The sequence below is a fragment of the Nocardia coubleae NBRC 108252 genome, assembly GCF_001612805.1.
Taxonomy (GTDB): Bacteria; Actinomycetota; Actinomycetes; order Mycobacteriales; family Mycobacteriaceae; genus Nocardia; species Nocardia coubleae.
Map to the genome: position 1 here is coordinate 87,827 of NZ_BDBD01000021.1, position 20,357 is coordinate 108,183.

Genomic DNA, 20,357 nt, shown 5'->3' on the forward strand with positions numbered 1-20,357 from the left:
ACTCAGCGAATATAGACTCACTCAGATGGGCTGTAAAGTCGGGCTGTGGAGACCGAACGATCCGGGCGCAGCTATCGATCGAGCTTGCGATCCCAGCAAGCCGAACTCACCCGCATGCTCATCGCGCGGGCAGCGCGCGAATTGTTCGTGGAACACGGGTGGTCGGGAACGAGCGTGCGGGCGGTCGCGGCGGCGGCGGGCGTCTCGGAGGCCACGATCTACGCCATCTACGGCAGCAAGGCCGGCCTGGCGACGTCGCTGATCGACAGCGCCGACGAGGGCGCCGATGTCGAGCGCGCGACCGCCGAACTGATTGCCGGAAAAGACGATCCACGTGCGCAACTACGCGCGTTGGCCGGCTTCGACCGCCGGCTCTTCGAGTCCGCGGGCGATGTGTTGCGCATCATGATCGAGGGATCGCGCCAGCACGCCGCATTGGCCGACGCGTACCGCATGGGTCGCGACCGTGGCGACCAGGTGCGCCGCGAGGTCTACGAGGCCTGGCCGCAGAGCGTCTGGCGACCGGATATGACCGCGGCGCATGCCCTCGACGTCGCCGCGGCCCTCTGCTCTATCGATACCTTCGATGTGTTGCGCGGTGAACGCGGGTGGACACCCGATCAGATCGAAAGCTGGTGGGCCACCACATTGGGTGAGTTGTTCTTCGGATCGACGGACGAGCGGTAACGGGCGCCCGCGCCTTGCGACGCCTTCTCAGCGGGGCAGTTTCGTGGCGATGCCGTCGAGCAAGCAGTCCAGCCCGAAACGGAACTGCCACTCGGCGGTGTCCTGGTTGGACCCGCCGACGAGGTAGTCGACCAGGTGGGGGTGGCGGCCGGTGGCGGTGAGTTCGGCCATGTAGGGGTGGTAGGCGCTGCGGACGTCGTCGTCGCTGGTCCAGCCGCGGCGCGCCATCGACTGGCGTTGGGCTACCTCCGCGGCGGCCGCGCCGTGGGTGAAAGCGGTGACGCCCGCGAGCATCGCCATTTTCGCGTCGACATCGGCATCTGTGTCCATGGAGGCGAGGACCTGCTCGGCGATATCGGCCATGCGCGGGGTGAGTACGCCGGGCAGGCGCGCGAAGATCTGCACGAGCCAGGGGTGACGCAAGGTGATCTCGCGGATCTGTTCGGCGTAGGCCCCCAACGTTTCCCGCCAGTTGCCCGCCGTGACGGGCAGGGCGATGTCGGCGTGGACGGTGTCAACCATCAGTTCGAAGAGGTCGTCCTTGCCGGAGATGTAGCGGTAGGGCGCCATGGCGGTGACGCCTAGGTGCTCGGCGAGTTTGCGCATGGACAGGGCGTCGAGACCGTGCAGGTCGGCCATTTCGATGGCGGCGGCCGCGAGGCGGTCATGGCTCAGCGGAGCGCGTTGCTCAGTGGGCGAGCGACCGAGTCGCTCCCAGATCGTCCCATCCGCTTTCGCCAAGGCTCACTCCTTCGGGGTCGCTGTCCGGCTCACCCTAACAGTCTTGTGTACACCGCAATCTGGAGTCTACGTTGTACACACAGTCTACGACGTACACAGGAGTTGGGCATGTCGATCGAACCCGCCACCACAGTGGAGAAGGGGCCTCCCGCCCGGATATTCGCCGCGATGAGCGGGCTGGTCATCGCCTTCCTCGTCGCCAATCTCGACTTCACCATCGTCGGCACCGCGCTGCCCGCCATTGCGGGTGAACTGGGCGGGCTCGCGGATCTGTCGCTGGTCGTCACTTCGTTCGCGCTCGCCACGGCAGTGACCACGCCAATATGGGGCAAACTCGGCGACCTCTACGACCGCAAGAACGTCTTCATCGCCGCGTTCACGATCTTCCTGATCGGATCCGCGTTGTGCGGGGCGGCCCGGAACATGCCGCAGCTCATCGGGTTTCGCGCGCTTCAGGGTCTGGGTGCGGGTGGGTTGCTCGTCGGCGGGATAGCGATCGTCGGTGTGCTGTTCCCGCCGCGACAGCGGGCGAAGGTGCAGGGGCTGATGGCGATCATCATGCCGCTCGCGATCGTGAGCGGGCCGCTGATCGGCGGGTGGTGCGCCGACAGCATCGGGTGGCGGTGGGCGTTCTACCTGAACGTGCCGCTCGGCGCGGTGGCCTTGATCCTGCTGGCGACGCAGCTGCGGTTGCCGCCGAGCACCCGGGATTCCGTGCGCGTGGACGTGGTCGGGATGGCGGCGCTCAGCGTGTGCATCGTCGGTATCACCGTGCTCGCCTCGGCAGGCGGCCGCACGTGGGCGTGGGCCTCGCTTCCGGTGCTGCTGTTGTTACTGGTCACGACTGTCGGTGCGGTGTTCTTCCTGCGCTGGGAGCGGCGGGCGAGCGACCCTGTCGTTCCGCCGCAGCTGTTCGGCCACCGAAATTTCACGATCGCCGTGGTGCTCGGGTTCCTCAGTGGCCTGGTGATGTTCGGCGCGGTGACGTTCCTGCCGCTCTATCAGCAGATCGCGCAGGGCCGTTCGGCCACCGGATCCGGGCTGCTCATGCTGCCGTTGCTCGGCGCGATGCTGGTCGTGGCGCCCGTGGTCGGCGCGGCGGTATCGAGGAGCGGGCGGTTCCGCGTGTATCCGGTCGTCGGCGCGGCGGCGATGACCCTCGGCATGGCTGTGCTGGCGTCACTGGACGTCGACAGCGGATGGTTGCCGGTGGTCGCCGGAATGCTGGCGACGGGTGCGGGCATGGGGTGTTTCATGCAGCTCACCGTTGTCATCGCGCAGAACAGTGTCGGCATCGACGACATCGGCGCGGCCGGCGCCACCGCCATGCTTGCCCGCAATCTCGGTAATTCCCTCGGCATTTCCCTGCTCGGCGCACTCTACGCACGACACCTGACCGGGCTGCCCGACCTCGAGCACACCGACCTCGCGACTCTGCCCGAACCGGTCCGCGACGCTCTGCGCGCCCCGGTCACCGCGGGCGTCACCGATGCCTTCCTGGCAGCGGGTCTGTGCGCTGCCCTCGCCTTCGTCGTCGCCTGCTTCCTGCGCGACGACCGCACCGATATGGAGCAACGATGAACCACCCCGATCTCGCCGGTGTCGTCCTCACCCGCCACCAGGTCGACGACCCCGAACACCAGCAATCCATGGCGGCACGGCTCGCCGAGCGCGACCTGCCACCCGGGCTGGCCGCCGTCACCGTTCTCCTCGACCTGCGCGGCACCGCCGTACTCACCCAGGAACTCTGGACGATCCCACCCACCGCCGCCACCGTGTTCCGCTCCCGCCGCAGCCTGATCTTCGACCCCGACGGCACCCCCGACTGCACGGTCGTCACCACCTTCACCTTCCCGACCGACCGTGATGCCGCCACCTGGACCGACCTCCTCGCCGAAGCACTCCGATCCCACCCCGTCGAAGGCCTCCTCGCCCAGCACCTCTCGACACACGGCGATTCGGTCCTCAACTGCTCCGACTGGACCGCCCCGGAAGCGCATCAGGCCTTCATCGAGAACACCCCGGACACAGCCGCATGGCACCGAGTGAGCAACTATCCCGGCCTCACCCACGGTCCCGGCGCACGCTGTCGCATCTACTGCCCCAGCGAGTTCTGATCGAAGATGCTGCGGGACAAGGTGTGTGACGGCCTCGGAACAGAGGCCGGAATGCGGGCTCAGCCGACGTGGCGGCGCAGCCAGGTGACTTCGGCGCCGGTGCAGTCGGTGCCCTGACGGAAGGCTTCGAGGTCTTCGTCCCAGGCGGTGCCGAGGGCGCGGTCGATTTCGGCGCCGAGGTCGAAGGTGCTCAGTTCGGTGGCGGCTTGGAGGAGAGCGCGTAATCGCATTTCGCCGAGCATCACGTCGCCGTTGGCGCCGGTGGAGCCGTGCCAGAGGCCGAGGGCGGGGACGAAACTGTAGCGTTCGCCGTCCACACCTTCGCTGGGGTCCTCGGTGACTTCGAACCGCAGGACCGGCCAGGCACGCAATGATTGGGCTATCCGGGCGGCGGTTCCGACGGGGCCGATCCAGTCGCCGCTGGCGCGCAGCTGCCCGTCGGCGGGCTGCGCGGTCCAGCGCAGTTTCGCCGGCGTGGACAGCGCGGTGGACAGTGCCCATTCGATGTGCGGGCACAACGCGGCGGGCGAGGAGTGGATGTAGACCACACCTGCCGTCGCGTCAGCGAACTGACTCGATGCGCGCACTACCAACACCTCCAGCCTCGACAAGGAGCGTCTTCCCCAACGGTCCGTCGGACTGGTGTGGTGCGAGTGTAGGCGAAGTGAGCGATGTTGCGGGTGTTACCTCACTGCGTGTTATGTGTCTCTGCGATCACGGAATCACTAAATTTCGGCCACGCGGTTCTTGCCCAGTCGCCGAAATTCTCGTCGCTCAAACCGATCGTGGCTACCCCTATTTCGGGGTCGACCCACAGGAACGTCCCGGACTGACCGAAGTGCCCGTAGGTGCGCGGCGAATTGGAATGACCGGTCCAGTGCGGGGTTTTCCCGTCGCGGATTTCGAAGCCGAGACCCCAGTCGTTGGGCCGCTGGGAACCGTATCCGGGCAGCACTCCGTCGCGGTCGGGGAATTGCACGGAGGTGGCCTCGTCGAGTGTTTGCCGAGATATCAATTCGGGTGTCAGCAACTCGGTGGCGAATAGCGTCAGGTCACGAAGGCTCGCGCGTCCCGCATGCCCCGCCGACCCTTCCAGAACCGCGTCGCGCATGCCGAGTGGTTCGAATACCGCCTCGTGCAGATAGTCCGGAAAGTGGATGCCCGTGCTTTCGGTGAGGAAATCGGCGAGTAGTTCGAATCCGGCACTCGAGTAGATGCGGCGGGAACCCGGTTTCGCGATAACCTCCGGTGTGGCGAAGGCCACACCGGAGGTATGGGCCAGCAGATGCCGCACGGTCGATCCGGGCGGGCCAGCGGGCTGATCCAGTTCGATCGCGCCCTCCTCGACGGCGACCAGGGCCGCGTAGGCGACGAGGGGCTTGGTGACCGAAGCCAGCCGGAACACCCGGTCGAGTTCACCGGTGGTGTCGACCCCGTCGACGGTGACCACGGCAGCCGCGGCGTGCGCCACCGGCCACTGCTGAACCTGCTCCAACGAACGCATATCCGGCAGCGTAGCTACGATCGACGACACCATGAGTCCCGCACCATCAGTTCACGGCGACGTGGCGGCCGGTTTCGGCCCTGTCGCCGATGCTTTCCGCCGCAATTTCACCTCCCACGGCGAGATCGGCGCCGCCGTCGCGGTCTACGCGGGCGGCGAGCCGCTGGTCGACCTGTGGGCGGGTCATCGCGATCGCGCGCGTGCGGTTCCCTGGGAGCGCGACACGATCGTCCCGGTGTTCTCGTCGTCGAAGGGCATGTCGGCGTTCACCATCGCCACCGCCGTCTCGCGCGGACTCCTGGACTACGACGCCCCGGTCGCGAAGTACTGGCCGGAGTTCGCCGCGCACGGCAAGGACCGGATCACCGTGCGCCAGCTGATCGATCACCAGGCCGGTCTGTCGGGCCTGGACCGGGTCGTGAAGCTGAGCGAACTCGGTGACCGCGAGAGCCTGGCCGCCCTGCTCGCCGCTCAGAAACCGATGTGGGAACCGGGCACCCGGCACGGCTATCACGCACTCACCCTCGGCCTCTACCAGAGCGAATTGCTGCGCCGCGTGGATCCGGCGGGGCGCAGTCTCGGTCGTTTCTTCGCCGAGGAGATCGCGGCACCGGTGGGCGCCGACCTGTTCATCGGGCTGCCCGAAGACGAGTCCCTGGACCGCGTCGCCCAGCTGTCGGCGACCAAGGGCCTCGACATCCTGCGCTACGAACTCGCCGACATCCCGCTGCGTATCGGCGCGGAGGTGTACGCCAAACGTGGACATGCCTATGCGGCGCTGACCAATCCGCGCCCCGGCGCGCCCGCCCGCGCCACTCGTCGCGAATTCCTCGGCATCGAATGGCCGGGCATGAACGGCGTCGGCAACGCCCGCGCGCTCGCCCGCGTCTACGGCGCGGCGGCCGGACGCACCGGCGCGCTCCCCCTCAGCGACGATGTCCTCGACCTACTCGCCGCCCCGACCGTCGACTCCGTCCCCGCCGCCGACCTGGTCCTGCACACCAAGAGCCGCTACCACCTGGGTTTCCGCAAATCGCGCGGAAGTTTCCGCTTCGGCTCCGACAAACGCGCCTACGGCACAACCGGCCTCGGCGGCTCCTTCGGATTCGCCGACCCCACAACAGGTCTCGGCTTCGGCTACACCATGAACCGTCTCGGCATGGCCATCCTCGACGACGTGCGCAGCCGCAACCTCCGCACCGCCGTCCTCGACTGCGCCACACGCTGAACCTGGACAGACGATCACCACGCCCTGGTGGCGGCATCGGTCGAGAGCCGAACGCCACGAGAGCGTGGTGATCTTGATCGCGAGCCGCGCTAGTGGGCGGAGACCCCGTTGATCTCGTTGGGCGCGGCGGGGAGGGTGACCGACTGGGTGATCTTGCCCTCGCCGAGGTCGACGCGGTGGACCTGCTTGGTCGCTGGTTCGGTGACGTAGGCGATGCCGTCACGAACGTAGAGCGTCGGGCGCGCGTCCTGCCATTCGAGCGGTTCCTGCCAGGCACCGGTCACCGGGATCGTGCGGGTGACCGCGCCCGCGACGGGGTCGATGACGTGGAGCTTGCCGTCGGTACCGAGCACGAGCGCCTCACCCTGCGGGCCGCGGCCGAGCGAACGGAAGGAGTAGCTGGTGCCGATGTCGACCAGGCGCAGGCTGCCGTCGGCGGTGTTCACCAGCGAGATCTTGGTCGGCCGTTCGAGTTCGGCCTCCTTGTCCTGCTTGTAGTCACCGAGCACGATCGGGGAGGCCTCGCTGCCGGACATGTTGCCGATGCGGCCGTAGGGGGTCGGGCTGGTCACCTTGGTGATCTTGCCGTCGCGGTAGACCACGGCACCGGTCTGGCAGCCGACCACCACGGCCTCGTTCTGGGCGGTGGCCTCACCGTGGACGCCGGGGCAGTCCTCGTTGCGGGCGATCTCCTTGCGGTCCTTGTCGAGTGCGACCAAGCCCACCCGCGCATCCTCGGTCCCGAGGGTGACCAGCAGGTTCCCGTTGCTCAGTTCGACGGCGACACCGTGGTGGGCGGCGGCCGCCTTGTACACCTCGGTGGGCTTGCCGCTGTCGATCTTGTCGGTGTCGACGACGGTCACCTCACCGCTTCCGTCGGCGAACAGCACGGTCTTGCCCGCGTGCCGCACGACGTGGCCGGGCTTGCTCGCGGCGTACTCGGTGCCGGTGAATTCCGCCTTGTTGGCGTCGAACACCCGGAAGCTGTCCTTGACGGTCACCATCAGGTGGTCGTCGTCGCCCGCGGGGTTGAGCCGGTTGAAGCCGTCGAGCTTCACCTCGCCTTCCTGGGCGAGCGTCAGGCCGTCGAGGACGTAGATGCCGCCGTCGTAGGTGAGGGCGATCGGTTCGGCGCCCGGGGCGTGGTCGTGGGATTCGGCGTCGTCGCTGCCGCAACCGCTGAGCGCTACCACCGAGGCGAGCGCCCCGGACATGGCCACCATCGTGGTGGCCCGTGACCGACTGTGCATGTCGTGCTCCATCTCTTGTTGAATTACGTTGTCGGCCCGGATAAACCGCGGGCGATGGCCTCGGTGTTGGCGCGCGCCATCTCGAGATAGGTCGCGGCGCCGCCGCCTGGTTCGGTGAGCGATTCGGTGTGCAGGGCGGCGACCTGCACCTGCAGGCCCGCATGCTCGGCCAGGACACGCGAAAGGCGGTCGGGCGCGGCCGAATCGGCGAAGATCGTGTGCACCCCGGCGGTGCGGATGGCGGTGGCGAGGTCGTCGAGATCCGAGGCGCTCGGGGACGCGAGGGTGGTGCCGCTGGGGATGACGGCGCCGATCACGGTGAACCCGAATCGCTGTGCGAGATAACCGAAGACGTGGTGGTCGGTGACCAACTGCCTGCGTTCGGGCGGGATCGCCGCGAACCGGTCGGTCATCCACCGGTCCAGCTGGTCGAGTTCGCTCACGTAGCGGGCGGTGTTGGCGCGCACGGTCTCGGCGTCGATGCCGTCAACCCGCGCGATGACTTCGGCGCTGATCGCCTCGACGGCTTTGCGCACCCGCGCCGGATCGGTCCAGAAATGCGGGTCGGGCTGACCGGCGGATTCGTCGGAGGTGTAGGTGATCGGGTCGGTCCGCTCGGCTACCGCCAACGTCGGCACACCTGCCGAGGCGGCCGCCTGCACATGCCGGGCCACGCCTTCCTCGAGGCCGAGGCCGTTGTGCACGACCAGCGCGGATCGTTCGATGTCGGCGGCCTGACGTGCGGAGATGCCGAACGAATGGGGGTCGGTCCCCGCTTGCATCAGCACCGTCACCTCGGCGGTGTCGCCGACGACGGCCTTGGTCAGATCACCGAGGATGTTGGTGGTCACCATGATTCCGCTGCGGTCGCCGCCGGTGCCGCACGCGGTGATCGACGCGAGCAGCGCGATCACGACGAGCGCCAGACCCACGACGCGAGGAGCGCCCCGGAATCCGGTGGTGCGGTTGCCGATTCGTGCTTGTTTACTCACAGGCCCGTCTCCACCATCAGTCCGGGCGCGATATCCGAGGGGAACGTGCGCGCGATTCGGAGGTTGTCGTTGTAGGCGACCTCGAGCACAGCTCGGCCGCCGAGGTCGTTGATGTAGGCACGGTTCGGATCGACTTGGATCACCGGTTCGCCCTCGACCGGGCCGATCAGTGCGACACGTGCGGTCTCCGAACCGGTTTCGGGGTCGAGACCGTGCAGCACACCGTCACGGGTGAGGACGAGCACCGCGGACCCCTCACCGGCCGTGTTCACCGCGACCGCGTCGGCGATCGGGGTGTGCTTCCAGGTCTTCTTGCGGACGTCGAGGGTCCACACACCGGTGCGTCCGGCGAGCGCGGTCAGCGTCGTGCTGCCGGGTCGATGGGTGAACGCGGTCGCTCGATCGGTGCCCGGCTCGGGGTAGGCGACCTTCTCGGCGACGAACGCACCGTCACGCTGGGCGACGATCAAAGCTCCGTCGGCGCAACCGAATACGACTCCACGCCGGGTGACGGCCTCACCGCGCGGCTGCGGGCACGAGCTGGCCAGTGGCTCACCAGCCGCACCGTCGCGCCCGCGCACATCCACTCGTCCCGCGCCGTCGGCGACGACCAGCTTCTCGCCGTACGGCAGCGCGATGCCGTCGATCCGGTGCGGTTCACGGACTTGCCCGTCACCGAGCGCCACCCGATCGAACACCAGCGTGGCACCGGAATCGAGCACCACCGTCGAGACCGCCGGATCACCGTATGCGGCGACAACTCCACCCGGCGCCGCGATGCTGCCGACTTCACGCACCGGGGCGCTGTAGTAGTGGCGGTGATCCGCGTGGTCGACGGTCCATCCTCCGCTGTCGACCACCCGCACCGACCCACCGGCGCTCAGGAATCCGAACCGACCGTCGCCGACCAGGGCCGAGGCCGCTGGTGCAGCGGTATTTTCGCGTCCCTCGAGCGTGGTGACCTTCTCGGTCAGCAGATCGATCACCCGGATGGCACCGGTGGCCGGATCGCTCACGACCAGCCGGGTCTGCGCCTCGCTCATCTCCTCGGCTCCGGCGACATACCCGTGCGGCGGCTCCTCGACGATCACCGGTTCGGTCGCAGCACACCCGGCCACCGACACCGCGGCCAACGCGGCCACACCGACCTTCCCGAACCGCTCCCGCAGCGCCGAGACGACCGCCGACACGAAGAACGATCCGACCGCGACGGCGGCGATCGTCGCCCCGGCCGCCGTACCCGCGTGCCACGAGACGACAAGCCCGGCAGCGGTGGAGAACCCACCGATCAGGGCGGCGAGCGCCATCACCACCGGAATCCGGTCCGACCAGTACACGGCGGCGGCGGGCGGCGCGATGAGCAGCCCGAACACCAGCAGCGTGCCGACCACGTGGAAGGAGGCGACGATGGCCAGGGTCACCAGACCGACGAGCGCGACGTGCGCCGCCTTCGGGTGCAACCCGAGCGTATGCGCCTTGCGCGAATCGAAGGTCAGCGCGACGAAAGCCCGGTGCCCGAGCACGGCGACAACCAGCGCGAGGCCGACGGCGGCAACGAGGTACCACAGGTCGACAGTGCGCACCGCGAGCACATCACCGAACAGGAATCCGGTGAGGTCGACGGCGAAGGACTGCGAACGCGACACGATGATCACACCGGCCGCGAGCATCCCGACGAACAGCAACCCGATCGCGGTATCCGCCGCGAACCGCTTGCTCCGCGACAGCACCGACACTCCGAAAGCCATTGCGGTGCAACTGATCGCGGCACCCACGATCAGATTGCCGCCGAGCAGCGCCGCCACCGCGACACCGGGCAGCATGCCGTGCGCCATCGCGTCACCGAGAAAAGCCATGCCGCGCACCACCACCCACGTTCCGGCGAGGGCGCACACGCAGGACACCAGCAGCCCGCCCCACAGCGCCCGCTGCACGAATGCCACCTCGAACGGGGCGATCAGCCACTCCATGGCAACGGACGATATACTGAAAACGATTATCGTTTCAAACGAGGTGAGATGCAACACACAGCAGACCCGGCCATCCGCATCGAGGACGTCAGCGCCGGCTACGGCCGCATGCCCGTGCTGTCACAGGTGACGGCGTCGATCCCGCGCGGACAGGTCACCGCGATCGTCGGACCCAACGGTTCGGGGAAATCGACGCTGCTCGGCGTCCTGGCGGGCACGGTGCCCGTCCGGTCGGGCACGGTGCACCGCGAGACGACCCGGCGACCCGCCTTCGTGGTGCAGCACACCGCGATTCCCGCGGCGCTGCCGATGACGGTGCGCGAGGCGGTGGCGATGGGGCGCTGGGCGCATCGGGGATTGTGGCGGCGGCTCACGAAGGCCGACCGCGAGATCGCGCAGGTCTGCCTGGAGCGGATGGACCTCACCGCCCTGGCGACACGGCGCCTGGACACGCTCTCGGGCGGTCAGCGCCAGCGCACACTCCTGGCCCAGGCGTTGGCGCAAGAGTCCGATCTGGTCCTGCTCGACGAGCCGGCGACCGGACTGGACGACGCCGCGCGCGCCGAGATCTCGGGTGCGCTCACCGAGATCGCGGCCGGTGGGGTCACCGTGGTGCAGGCAACCCACGACCCGGCCGAGGCGGCACGTGCCGATCATTGCCTGCAGTTGCGCGACGGCAGGATCCTCGCCGGGGGTTCACCCGGCGAGGTACTGGGAACCGTCGGTTACCAGTCGGCTTCGGTGTAGCGGATGATGCCGCGAATGTTCTTGCCGTCCAGCATGTCCCGGTAGCCCTGATTGATCTCCTCGAGTGAGTAGCTGCGGGTGACCATGTCGTCGAGATTGAGCTGACCGGCCTTGTACAGCGACAGCAGCCGCGGCGCGTCCTGGCGGGCGTTGCCGCCGCCGAAGATGCAGCCCTTCACCGTCTTCTGCAGCATCGAGAGCAGGAAGCTGTTCATCTTCACCTCGCCCGCGTCCATGCGGCCCATGGCGGTGACGACGAGCGTGCCCGCCTTGCCGGTGAGGATCAGACCCTCCTCGACGTAGTCGCCGTGCATCTCACCCATGGTGAGGATGACCTTCTCGGCCATCCGGCCCTCGGTGGCATCCATCAGCGGCATGATCGCGGCGGCCATGCTCTCGTAGGTGTGGGTGGCGCCGAACTTCTGCGCCTGCTCGCGCTTCCACGGATTCGGATCGATGGCAACGACTTTCGACGCACCACTGAGCACCGCGCCCTGCAGCGCGCTCATCCCGACGCCGCCGATGCCCGCGATCACCACGGTCTCGCCCGGCTGCACCTGCGCCACATGGGTCGACGAGCCGAAGCCGGTCGGCACGCCGCAGCCGACCAGGCAGGCCACCTCGAACGGGATGGTCGGGTCGATCTTGACCACCGAGGTGTGGTGCACCGTCATGTAGGGGGCGAAGGTGCCGAGCAGGCACATCGGGATGACGTTCTCGCCGCGCGCCTGGATGCGGTACGTGCCATCCGAAATCGCCTGTCCCATCAGCAATCCCGCACCCAGGTCACACAGCGCCATATTCCCGGCCACACACGACGGACAACGTCCGCAGGCCGGGATGAACGAAAGGATGACGTGGTCGCCCACGGCCAGATCGCTCGGGCAGTTCGGCCCGAGCTTGGTGATCACACCCGCGCCCTCGTGGCCACCCATCACCGGGTAGCCGGGCATCGGCGTGGCACCGGTGACGATGTGGTGATCGGAGTGGCACATGCCCGCCGTTTCCATGCGGATCTGCACCTCCCCCGACACGGGGTCGCCGACCTCGATCTCCTCGACCGACCATTCCTGGTCGACGCCCCACAGGATCGCGCCCTTCGTCTTCATTACGATCGACCTCTCGCCAAGCAGTGCCTCGTTGTGACTGCTCCCACCCTACGAACTTTCGGCCGATTCTGGAACACGTTCTAGAAATCTGGTGAAGATTTCTCTATCCGCGCACGTCGTGGACGTGGTGCTCGAGGTCGTGCAGGAAGTATCGGCCCAGTGAGGCCACGGTGAACAGCGATCCGTCGCTGCGGGCACCGCGCCAGTCGAGCCGATCCGAGGGCGCGGCGGCGAAGGCGGCGGCCACCTGTTCGGCAGCGGCGGACAGCTCTTGCGCGACCGCCGCCGGGTCCTGCTCGTTGTAGCGGTCGGCGACGGCGGTGGCGTCCTGATCCCAGTTCGCGAATCGCGGCGCCGTCGCGCCGTCACCGTCGAGCATCAGCGCGAGCCGGGTGTCGAAGATCCGGCAGACATCGCGCACGTGGGCGGCGTATTCGAGGACCGACCACGTCTGCGCGTCGGGCCGCACGCGCGCGTCGTCGCGGTCCAGCGCCGAGGCGATGTGGGCGGCAGCCGCGCGCGCCCGGTCGGGCACCTGCTCGAACGCGATCGATGCGGCGTCGTATCCGCATTCGGCGCAGGGCTTTTCGAGGACCCAGGTCCAGTCCTTGGTATCAGGCACGATCATGTCGCCAAGGCTATGGCGTCGCAATCTTGACGTCCATTGATATTCAGCCAATGATCGTCGAGATCCGGGCATCAATCGATGAGCTTGCGCGCCTTCTCGAACAGTTCCAGGGTCACCGCGTGCAGGAAGTCGCCCACCTGCTTGGGTGCTTTGCCTGCGAAGGCCCTGGCGTGGGTGCCTTCGAGCACGATGCCGAGCTTGAAGCAGGCCAGCACCTCGTACCAGGTGACGGCGCGCAGGTCGCGGTCGGAGAATTCGGCGTAGTGCCGGATCATCTCCTCGGGTGTCGGCAGGCCGCCGACGGTGCCCAAGGTGCCCATCAGCCCGGCGCCGACGGTGCCAGGTTCGGGGCGGGTGGCCAGCTGCCAGCCGAGGTCGAGCAGCGGGTCGCCGATGGTCGACATCTCCCAGTCGACCATGGCCGCCACCTCGGGGCCGTCGTAGTCGAACATCATGTTGGCCAGGTGGCAGTCGCCGTGCATGATGCCCGGCGACGGGTCGGCGGGACGGTTGCGGTCGAGCCAGTCACCGATCCGCTCCACGTCGGGGATCTGCGGGCCCGGGTAGCCCTCGTTGGCGGCGTAGGTGTCGAGTTCGCGCAGCCAGCGCGGCACCTGACGTTCGAGGAAGCCCTCGGGGCGGCCGTAGTCGGCCAGGCCGAGCGCCAGGTAGTCGACCGTGCCGAGGCGTGCGATGGCCTCGATCGCCGACAGCCCCATCCGCCTGCGGATCTCCGGGTCGTTCGCATGCAGGTCGGGCAGTTCGGTCTGCGGATTGAAGCCGCGGATGGGTTCCATCAGGTAGAAGACCGCGCCGAGGACCGAGGGGTCGATGCACGCGGCGATCACCCGCGGGGCGCGGATCTCGGTGCCGTCCAGCGCGGTGAGCAGACGGGCTTCGCGGGCAATCACCTCGTTGCTCTTGGCCCGCAGGTGTTCGGGTCCACGACGCAGGACGTATTCGCGGCCGCCCCGGGTGAAGCGGATCATGATGTTCTGGGTGCCGCCGCCGATCGGGCTGACCTCCCCGATCGTGTCGCCGGGTAAGCCCTGCTCGTCCATCCAACGTCCGAGCGCCACGAGATCCGGTTGCGAAACAGCCATGGCGCACATTCTGCCCCGAACCGCGCCCGGCGTAGGGTTTTGGCCACGATGCGCACGCTGTTGATCGATAACTACGACTCGTTCACCTACAACCTCTACCAGCTCATCAGTGAGGTCAACGGGAGCGAGCCCGTCGTCGTGCGCAACGACGAGGTGGGCAGCGTGGGCGAACTGGGCCTCGACCGATTCGACAATGTCGTGATCTCGCCGGGACCGGGACGTCCCGACCGGGCCAGGGACATGGGGATTTCGACGGCGGTGCTCGAGCAGGCCGAGCTGCCGCTACTCGGGGTATGCCTCGGACATCAGGGCATCGTGATCGGGGCCGGTGGACAGGTCGGTCGCGCACCCGAGGCACGCCACGGGTACCTCGATCGGGTCGCCCACGACGACCGGGACCTGTTCGCCGGGTTGCCGCAGGACTTCACGGTGGTGCGCTACCACTCGCTGGCGGCGCTGCGGCCGCTGCCCGACGTGCTCGAGGTGACGGCGACGACGGGCGACGGCGTGGTGATGGGTGTGCGGCACCGCGAGCGCCCGCAATGGGGTGTGCAGTTCCATCCGGAGTCGGTGTCGAGCGAGTTCGGGGCCGCGCTGTTGCGCAATTTCGCCGATCTCACCAAGGCTCGGACCCCGGTGGCCGCGCCGGTCGTCGTGCGTGGCCCCGAGGTGCCGTTGGATCCGCCGACGAGACGGTTCGTGCTGCGACACAAGGTGATCGAACGGGCGATCGATACCGAGGCGATCTTCCTGCGCTGCTACCGCGACTCGGCGACCGCGTTCTGGCTCGACAGCGAACACGTCGAACCGGGTCTGGACCGGTTCTCCTTCCTCGGCGACGCGGCGGGACCGCACGCCGAGATCGTCGGGTACCGGGTCGGCGACGGCGCCGTCACGGTGACGGATGGCGCGGGCACCCGGACCGTCGCGGGGACCGTACTCGACTACCTGGACCGCGAGCTGCGTGCCAGGCACTGCGAAAGACCGTCGCTGCCTTTCGATTTCGCGGGCGGTTATGTCGGTTATCTCGGCTACGAGGTGAAGGCCGACTGCGGGGCGCGGGCTGCGCATCGCTCCCCCACCCCGGACGCGCAGTGGATTTTCGCCGATCGGTTGGTCGTGGTCGACCACGTGGCGGGTCGCACCCATCTGCTCGCTCTCACCGATCCGGGTAGCGACGCGGCGGGTGCGGATTGGCTCGGTGCCACCGAATCCGCCCTCGCCGACCTGCCGACCTGGAAGAACCCCGTCGACTTGCGCGTGCGCGCCGATCCCGACGCCGTCCAGGCGCATCTCGTGCGTGGCCGCGACCGCTACCTGGCCGATATCGCGGTATGCCAGGAGCGCTTACACGCGGGTGAGTCCTACGAGATCTGCCTGACCGATGCGGTCGCCGTCGCGGCGGGCGAGGACGACGGCCTGGCCTTCTACCGCCGCCTGCGCCGCTGCAATCCCGCGCCCTACGCCGCCTACCTGCGGTTCGACGGGCTCGAGGTGGCGTGCTCGTCGCCGGAACGGTTCCTCAAGGTCGACCGGGACCGGGTGGTGGAGAGCAAGCCGATCAAGGGCACCGCACCGCGTGGCCGGACACCCGCCGAGGACGCGCGGTTGCGTGACGCGCTGGCCGCCGACCCGAAGACGCGGGCCGAGAACCTGATGATCGTGGACCTGTTGCGCAACGATCTCGGGCGCGTGTGCGAGGTCGGTTCGGTGCACGTGCCCGCGCTCATGGTCACCGAAACCTATTCCACCCTGCACCAATTGGTGTCGACAGTCCGCGGCACCCTGCGTCCGGGGGCGGGCGTGGTCGACTGCGTGCGCGCGTGTTTCCCGGGTGGGTCGATGACCGGGGCGCCGAAACTGCGCACCATGGAAATCCTCGACGAGCTGGAAACCCGGGCGCGCGGGATCTATTCGGGCACCATCGGCTTCCTCGGGCTCGGCGGGACCGCCGACCTCAATATCGTCATCCGCACCGCCGTGCGCCACGACGACGAGTGGACCATCGGCGCCGGCGGGGCGATCGTGCTCGATTCCGACGCCGAGGACGAGTACGCCGAGATGGTCCTCAAGGCCGCGGCGACCTTCCGTGCCCGCTAGCGACGTCGGCGCTTCTCCGGTTCCGGTGGTGGTTCCTCTCCGCCGCGCCCGGTGAACCGGCCGATCAGACCCACACCCGGCAGTTTCGCGAGGGCGCCGAACAGGTCCTCACCCAGCGAGATCATCGCCTCGAGGCGGGGCAGCAACCGGTCGTAGGTGGCGAACACCGGGTCGGCGAGGGCGAGCGTGCGGTCGAGGCGGTCGATGGTGCTGTTGAGCCGGTCGACCGCGATCGACAGGTTCTCCACCAGATCCGGCAGCTGCGCGGCGAGTTGCGCAGAGGCCGGTGGCAGCCGCACCGCCGCGTCGAAGGCGTATCCCGCCGTCTGCTGCGCCGCGTCGATGGCCTGCCCCGCCGCCGACTGTGCCGCGCCGACCGCCGCCTGCGCCGCCGACAGCAGCTCGGCGCCCGGAACCCTGCGCGCCTGCGGCGGCACCGGTGGTGGTTGCGGCGTGCGCCCCCGCTTCTTCGGGTTCGTCATGCCTCCACTGTGCCCCACGGCGGCCTCGTGCGCAGGGAGGAGCCGCCGTGTCCGTCAGTTCTGTCCGGCCAGCACGACCGGTCGGCCGAATCGCGGCTGCACCGGGCGGTTGGTGTGCGGGAACAGCGCGCGATAGTGCTCCACGTCGGCGATCGCGACCGGCGCGGGTTCGCGCAGCACGATCCAGCGCACCCCTTCGGTACAGGGCGGCGTGGTGAGCGATCCCTCGTATCGGAACTGGGCGAACCCGGTCGGCAGATACGCGCGCGGATCGATGCTCGTCACCGTCCTGGTGGCACCCACCCGATCCGGTGCCGCCGCGAGTACCGCCCCCAGCGGCACCGAGTCCGGCTGCGCGCGCAACAGCACGGCCAGTACCGCGAGCCTGCCTGCCCGGTCCGCGTGCACGAAGTGCAGCTCCATCGCCGCTTCCGCCCCGTCGACGGTGTGCTCGCTCGGCAGATGGAAATGGAACTGGGTCAACTCGAACGCGCTCCCGTCGACGACGATGCGGTTACCGGAGCCGGGCGCCACGTTCGCCTGGATCGTGTGCCCGTTGTTCACCACCTCCACCGAGGACAGCGGCCGGTACTCGATCTCGATGTGCTCGTCGGGATGCAGTTCCGTATGGGCGGGCAGATCGATCGGCGACTGCGCGTGCCCGCTGCGGCAGGTCACGAACCGGCTGTCCAGATCGGCCCAGTGGTCGGGCCCTTCCGCGTCGTAATCCCAGTGCACGTCGCTGTGCGCCGCCTGCCCCGACCCACCGCACCCCGCGACCGCGAGCAGAGCGAGCGCGGCCAGCGCTCCCCGTCGGGTGAGTAGGTGACCATTCGACATACCGACCAGCTCCTCGTCAGCTCGGCCGTCGGCACCGAACGCGGCGGCCCGAAAAATGTCCGCTTTGCACCGAATATCCCTATATCACAACGGATTTCGGTAGCGAGCGGACCCCAACGCTAGACCTCTGAGGAGGGCGAAAACCAGGCCCGGTCCTGCGAGATGGCTCACACCCACCGGGATGGCCGGGGCGGCGCTCCGGCAAACCGTGTCGGACCTCCGTGGCATCATGCGAGAACCATGGAACTACGCAAGGGCGCGAATTCGCCGGTACCGACATCGCTTCTCGCCGTGGTTGTTTCATGGCGGGGGGCGCAGGCTGTCGACGCCCACGCACTCCTGGTCACCGAATCCGGGCTGGTCCGCACCGATCGCGATTTCGTCTTCTTCAACGCCCCTCGCCACGCCTCGCAGGCGGTCACCCTCGACCAGGAACCCGAACCGGGTACGGCTCGGCTGAGCATCTCCCTGCCCCGCACCGAGGCCGATATCGCCCGCATCGTCGTCACGGCATCAGTGGACGACACCACCTTCGACCGCCTCGACGACCTCACCCTCACCGTCCACGCCGCCGACGGTCCGATCGCCCGCTTCGCTGTCGACAGCATCGAGGACGTGCAGGCGATGATGTTCGGCGAGTTCTACCGGCGCGACGGTGGCTGGCGTTTCCGCGCGATCGGCCAGGGCTGGGCAGGCGGGCTGCGGGGGCTGGCCGTCGAATTCGGTGTCACGGTCGACGAACCGGCCGCCGTGGGCAGGGCCGAGGAACCGCGCACCGGCCGGACCGGTGCAGAGCCGTCCGGCGCGCCCGCCCTGACCCGCCGTGTCATCGATACCCCGCCGCCACCACCGGCAGACCCCGACCTGGCCGACTGGCATCCCGACCCGGACGCGCCCGACCGCCTGCGCTGGTGGGACGGCGACGAATGGACATCGAGCGTTCGCCCATTCCTCCCGCCGACCCGAGGCCACTGCGCACGCTGCGGTAATACCTTGCGCCGCAAGCTGTTCGGCGGTCACGCTCCGTGCAAGGCGTGTGCGGCCGAGATCGACGAGTTCCTCACCCATTGGCGCAACCGAGCCGTGCGGGTCCTCACCGGCCCCGGCACCCGATCACCGGAGTGGACGCAGGTGTGGGCGTCACTGCGGTTCCAGCGCATCGACGAGGAACAGGGCAGAGCGTTTCTGCGCGAGGACGGCCTCACCCAGGTGGAGCGGATGGTCGCGTTCGCGTTCGCCGACGGTGAGGTGTTCGCCGATGAACTCGACGCGTTCGAGCACGTCGTCGGTGAACTCGACCTGGGCGGCCCCATCGTCGACGATCTGCGCAGGCGAATGCACCGGGGCCGCACCCTGTCACGGCTGCGCGCAGGCGAGCTGCCCGCCGTCGACACCCGCGGTCTGCACCTGGACCCGGACGAACGCGTCCACCTCGACCTGCCCGCCGTGCACATCCGGATGCTGGCGCGCGGTCCACGCCACTCCGAGGGCAGGCTGATCGGCAGCTCCAAGAAACTGCGCTTCGTCGGCGACGGCACCGGTGTGGAACTGCCCTGGTCCCGGGTGGTTTCGGTGCATCCCGAACACGGCACCGTCGTGGTGGCCGCGACCTCCGCACGCGGCGGCGCGACCTTCGGTGTGGCCGACCCGGACTATGTGGCGGCGGCGCTCGAAGGCGCGCTGCGCGTGGCCAAACGCCTGGTCCTCACACCCGGCCAGCGCGACAGCCGCAGCATTCCCCAGGACGTGAAGGCCCTGGTGTGGCAGCGCGACGGTGGCGCGTGCGTGGAGTGCGGCGACCGGCACTACCTGGAGTTCGACCACATCATCCCGCTCAGCCGGGGCGGCGCGACGAGCGCGTCGAACCTGCAGATCCTGTGCCGGGCCTGCAACCGGGCCAAGGGCGCGCGGATCTAGCTGCCGAGAACCGCGTTCATGATGGTGCCACCGCTGGTGGCGACCACACCGCCGATCATGGCGCCCGCGATCATCTTGGGCGATTCCATGGAGCTGCCGTTCCACTTCTCCCAGGCAAACTTTCCGCCCGCGACGGTGATGGCCAGAATGCCCGACAGAATCATGAACCAGGTGAGGTACTGGACCATCTGCATGATCTTGTCCGAGAGCGGCGGCGCCTCCGGCGTAGGGTTGCCGACCTGCGCAAACGTCGTGACGGTGTCGGCCATCGACGTCAGAATGATGCTCATAGCCTGCTCCCCTTTTCCGCGTATAGCGAACTACGTTCCAGCGCTGCCGTATTCGGACGAGTTCCAGGATACGGCCGCGAACCCCCAGCGCACCAACAAAACCGATCGGTTCTGTCGAGGGGGTGGCTGCGACGCCGCGCCGGACGGGATACCATCGGCCACAGCAGTTCATCGCCGTTCCCCCGAGTTACCGAGTGAGCAAACATGATTCTGGCCGCTGTCGCCGATACCTTGGTCTTCACCGATACCTTGGCCCAGATCGGCAATCCGACACCCGAAGCGCCGCCGCTGTCGGAGAAGCTCTTGCAGATGGTGCGTTACTTCACGTGGTTCGTGCTGCTGTCGGGCATCATCGCCATCACCTATGCGGGTGGCAAGTTCGCCTGGGAGAAGTGGACCGGCGGTGCGATGCAGTCGCCGCGGATGGTCGCGGGCGCGATGATCGGCGGCGTGGTCGCCACCAGCGGCGGCACCATCATGAACGCCATGATCTGATTCCTGTCCGCTCGGGCCGGTCCGGATGAACCGGGCCGCCTCGACCGGCAAGGACTCCCGACCCGGGTTCTGTTGTGGTTCAACAGGACCCGGGTCGCTTCAGCTGGGCTCTACTGTGTCGGCACATGGCAGCAACCTCCTTTCTGTCAGCCGGGCG

The 20,357-nt window shown here is 68.3% G+C and carries 20 protein-coding genes; 8 read left to right on the plus strand and 12 right to left on the minus strand.

Annotation, left to right across the window (positions count from 1 at the left end; all coding sequences use genetic code 11):
- The first annotated feature begins 45 nt into the window (after positions 1-45).
- Complete coding sequence (locus tag NCO8_RS23200; RefSeq protein ID WP_067642232.1) at positions 46-687, plus strand: TetR/AcrR family transcriptional regulator; 642 nt, start codon at positions 46-48, stop codon at positions 685-687.
- A 27-nt stretch (positions 688-714) separates the two neighbouring features.
- Here NCO8_RS23200 and NCO8_RS23205 read toward each other — a convergent pair whose 3' ends face one another.
- A complete protein-coding gene (locus tag NCO8_RS23205) occupies positions 715-1,428 on the minus strand; it encodes a TetR/AcrR family transcriptional regulator (protein WP_157105053.1) in 714 nt (237 codons plus the stop codon).
- Positions 1,429-1,536: 108 nt separating this feature from the next.
- On the opposite strand from NCO8_RS23205, the gene NCO8_RS23210 reads away from it, so the two are divergent.
- Together NCO8_RS23210 and NCO8_RS23215 are read left to right on the plus strand one after the other, a co-directional pair.
- Entirely contained in the window at positions 1,537-3,009 is a 1,473-nt protein-coding gene (locus NCO8_RS23210) for a DHA2 family efflux MFS transporter permease subunit (RefSeq protein ID WP_067642234.1), read from the plus strand.
- Positions 3,006-3,545: an antibiotic biosynthesis monooxygenase gene (locus tag NCO8_RS23215; RefSeq protein ID WP_067642235.1), complete on the plus strand. Its 540-nt coding sequence runs from the start codon at positions 3,006-3,008 to the stop codon at positions 3,543-3,545. Before NCO8_RS23210 ends, NCO8_RS23215 begins: the two co-directional genes overlap by 4 nt.
- 59 nt (positions 3,546-3,604) lie before the next feature.
- Here NCO8_RS23215 and NCO8_RS23220 read toward each other — a convergent pair whose 3' ends face one another.
- Both NCO8_RS23220 and NCO8_RS23225 read right to left on the minus strand, forming a co-directional pair.
- Positions 3,605-4,132 carry a DUF3145 domain-containing protein gene (locus NCO8_RS23220; protein ID WP_067487208.1) on the minus strand — a complete coding sequence of 176 codons (528 nt, stop codon included), beginning with the start codon at positions 4,130-4,132 and terminating at the stop codon, positions 3,605-3,607.
- Positions 4,133-4,233: 101 nt separating this feature from the next.
- Entirely contained in the window at positions 4,234-5,049 is an 816-nt protein-coding gene (locus tag NCO8_RS23225) for a serine hydrolase domain-containing protein (RefSeq protein WP_067642236.1), read from the minus strand.
- Between the two features lie 31 nt (positions 5,050-5,080).
- Here NCO8_RS23225 and NCO8_RS23230 point away from each other — a divergent pair, with 31 nt between their 5' ends.
- The gene (locus NCO8_RS23230; protein WP_067642237.1) at positions 5,081-6,277 is read left to right on the plus strand and encodes a serine hydrolase domain-containing protein; all 1,197 of its coding nucleotides are present in this window, start codon (positions 5,081-5,083) and stop codon (positions 6,275-6,277) included.
- An 89-nt stretch (positions 6,278-6,366) separates the two neighbouring features.
- Here the strand turns inward: NCO8_RS23230 and aztD are convergent, their stop codons facing one another.
- From aztD to aztB, 3 genes are read right to left on the minus strand one after another with little or no spacing between them, the layout of a single operon-like run.
- On the minus strand, positions 6,367-7,527 hold the full coding sequence (gene aztD, locus NCO8_RS23235) for a zinc metallochaperone AztD (RefSeq protein ID WP_067642378.1): 1,161 nt from the start codon (positions 7,525-7,527) through the stop codon (positions 6,367-6,369).
- Positions 7,528-7,550: 23 nt separating this feature from the next.
- Entirely contained in the window at positions 7,551-8,519 is a 969-nt protein-coding gene (gene aztC, locus NCO8_RS23240) for a zinc ABC transporter substrate-binding protein AztC (protein ID WP_245655471.1), read from the minus strand.
- Complete coding sequence (aztB, locus tag NCO8_RS23245) at positions 8,516-10,489, minus strand: zinc ABC transporter permease AztB (protein WP_067642239.1); 1,974 nt, start codon at positions 10,487-10,489, stop codon at positions 8,516-8,518. Before aztB ends, aztC begins: the two co-directional genes overlap by 4 nt.
- Positions 10,490-10,537: 48 nt before the next feature.
- Between aztB and aztA the strand changes: the two genes are divergently transcribed.
- Entirely contained in the window at positions 10,538-11,236 is a 699-nt protein-coding gene (aztA, locus tag NCO8_RS23250) for a zinc ABC transporter ATP-binding protein AztA (protein WP_067642240.1), read from the plus strand.
- On the opposite strand, the gene NCO8_RS23255 is transcribed toward aztA, so the two are convergent.
- From NCO8_RS23255 to NCO8_RS23265, 3 genes are all read right to left on the minus strand, one after another.
- Entirely contained in the window at positions 11,215-12,345 is a 1,131-nt protein-coding gene (locus NCO8_RS23255) for an NDMA-dependent alcohol dehydrogenase (protein ID WP_067642241.1), read from the minus strand. The two genes, aztA and NCO8_RS23255, sit on opposite strands and share 22 nt — an antisense overlap.
- 103 nt (positions 12,346-12,448) lie before the next feature.
- On the minus strand, positions 12,449-12,973 hold the full coding sequence (locus tag NCO8_RS23260) for a DinB family protein (RefSeq protein WP_067642242.1): 525 nt from the start codon (positions 12,971-12,973) through the stop codon (positions 12,449-12,451).
- 71 nt (positions 12,974-13,044) lie between these two features.
- The gene (locus NCO8_RS23265) at positions 13,045-14,085 is read right to left on the minus strand and encodes a phosphotransferase family protein (protein ID WP_067642243.1); all 1,041 of its coding nucleotides are present in this window, start codon (positions 14,083-14,085) and stop codon (positions 13,045-13,047) included.
- Positions 14,086-14,124: 39 nt separating this feature from the next.
- On the opposite strand from NCO8_RS23265, the gene pabB reads away from it, so the two are divergent.
- Complete coding sequence (pabB, locus tag NCO8_RS23270) at positions 14,125-16,176, plus strand: aminodeoxychorismate synthase component I (RefSeq protein ID WP_067642244.1); 2,052 nt, start codon at positions 14,125-14,127, stop codon at positions 16,174-16,176.
- On the opposite strand, the gene NCO8_RS23275 is transcribed toward pabB, so the two are convergent.
- Positions 16,173-16,658, minus strand: coding sequence for a hypothetical protein (locus NCO8_RS23275; protein WP_174550357.1), 486 nt, complete (start codon positions 16,656-16,658; stop codon positions 16,173-16,175). The two genes, pabB and NCO8_RS23275, sit on opposite strands and share 4 nt — an antisense overlap.
- Before the next feature lie 54 nt (positions 16,659-16,712).
- Positions 16,713-17,498 (minus strand): carbonic anhydrase, encoded by a 786-nt coding sequence (locus tag NCO8_RS23280; protein ID WP_067642245.1) that lies wholly within the window; start codon positions 17,496-17,498, stop codon positions 16,713-16,715.
- 240 nt (positions 17,499-17,738) lie between these two features.
- Here NCO8_RS23280 and NCO8_RS23285 point away from each other — a divergent pair, with 240 nt between their 5' ends.
- Positions 17,739-19,415 carry a TerD family protein gene (locus NCO8_RS23285; protein ID WP_067642246.1) on the plus strand — a complete coding sequence of 559 codons (1,677 nt, stop codon included), beginning with the start codon at positions 17,739-17,741 and terminating at the stop codon, positions 19,413-19,415.
- Here NCO8_RS23285 and NCO8_RS23290 read toward each other — a convergent pair.
- Positions 19,412-19,705, minus strand: coding sequence for a hypothetical protein (locus tag NCO8_RS23290; RefSeq protein ID WP_067487178.1), 294 nt, complete (start codon positions 19,703-19,705; stop codon positions 19,412-19,414). The genes NCO8_RS23285 and NCO8_RS23290 overlap by 4 nt on opposite strands.
- Before the next feature lie 204 nt (positions 19,706-19,909).
- Here NCO8_RS23290 and NCO8_RS23295 point away from each other — a divergent pair, with 204 nt between their 5' ends.
- The gene (locus tag NCO8_RS23295) at positions 19,910-20,200 is read left to right on the plus strand and encodes a hypothetical protein (RefSeq protein WP_067487175.1); all 291 of its coding nucleotides are present in this window, start codon (positions 19,910-19,912) and stop codon (positions 20,198-20,200) included.
- Positions 20,201-20,357 lie beyond the last annotated feature (157 nt).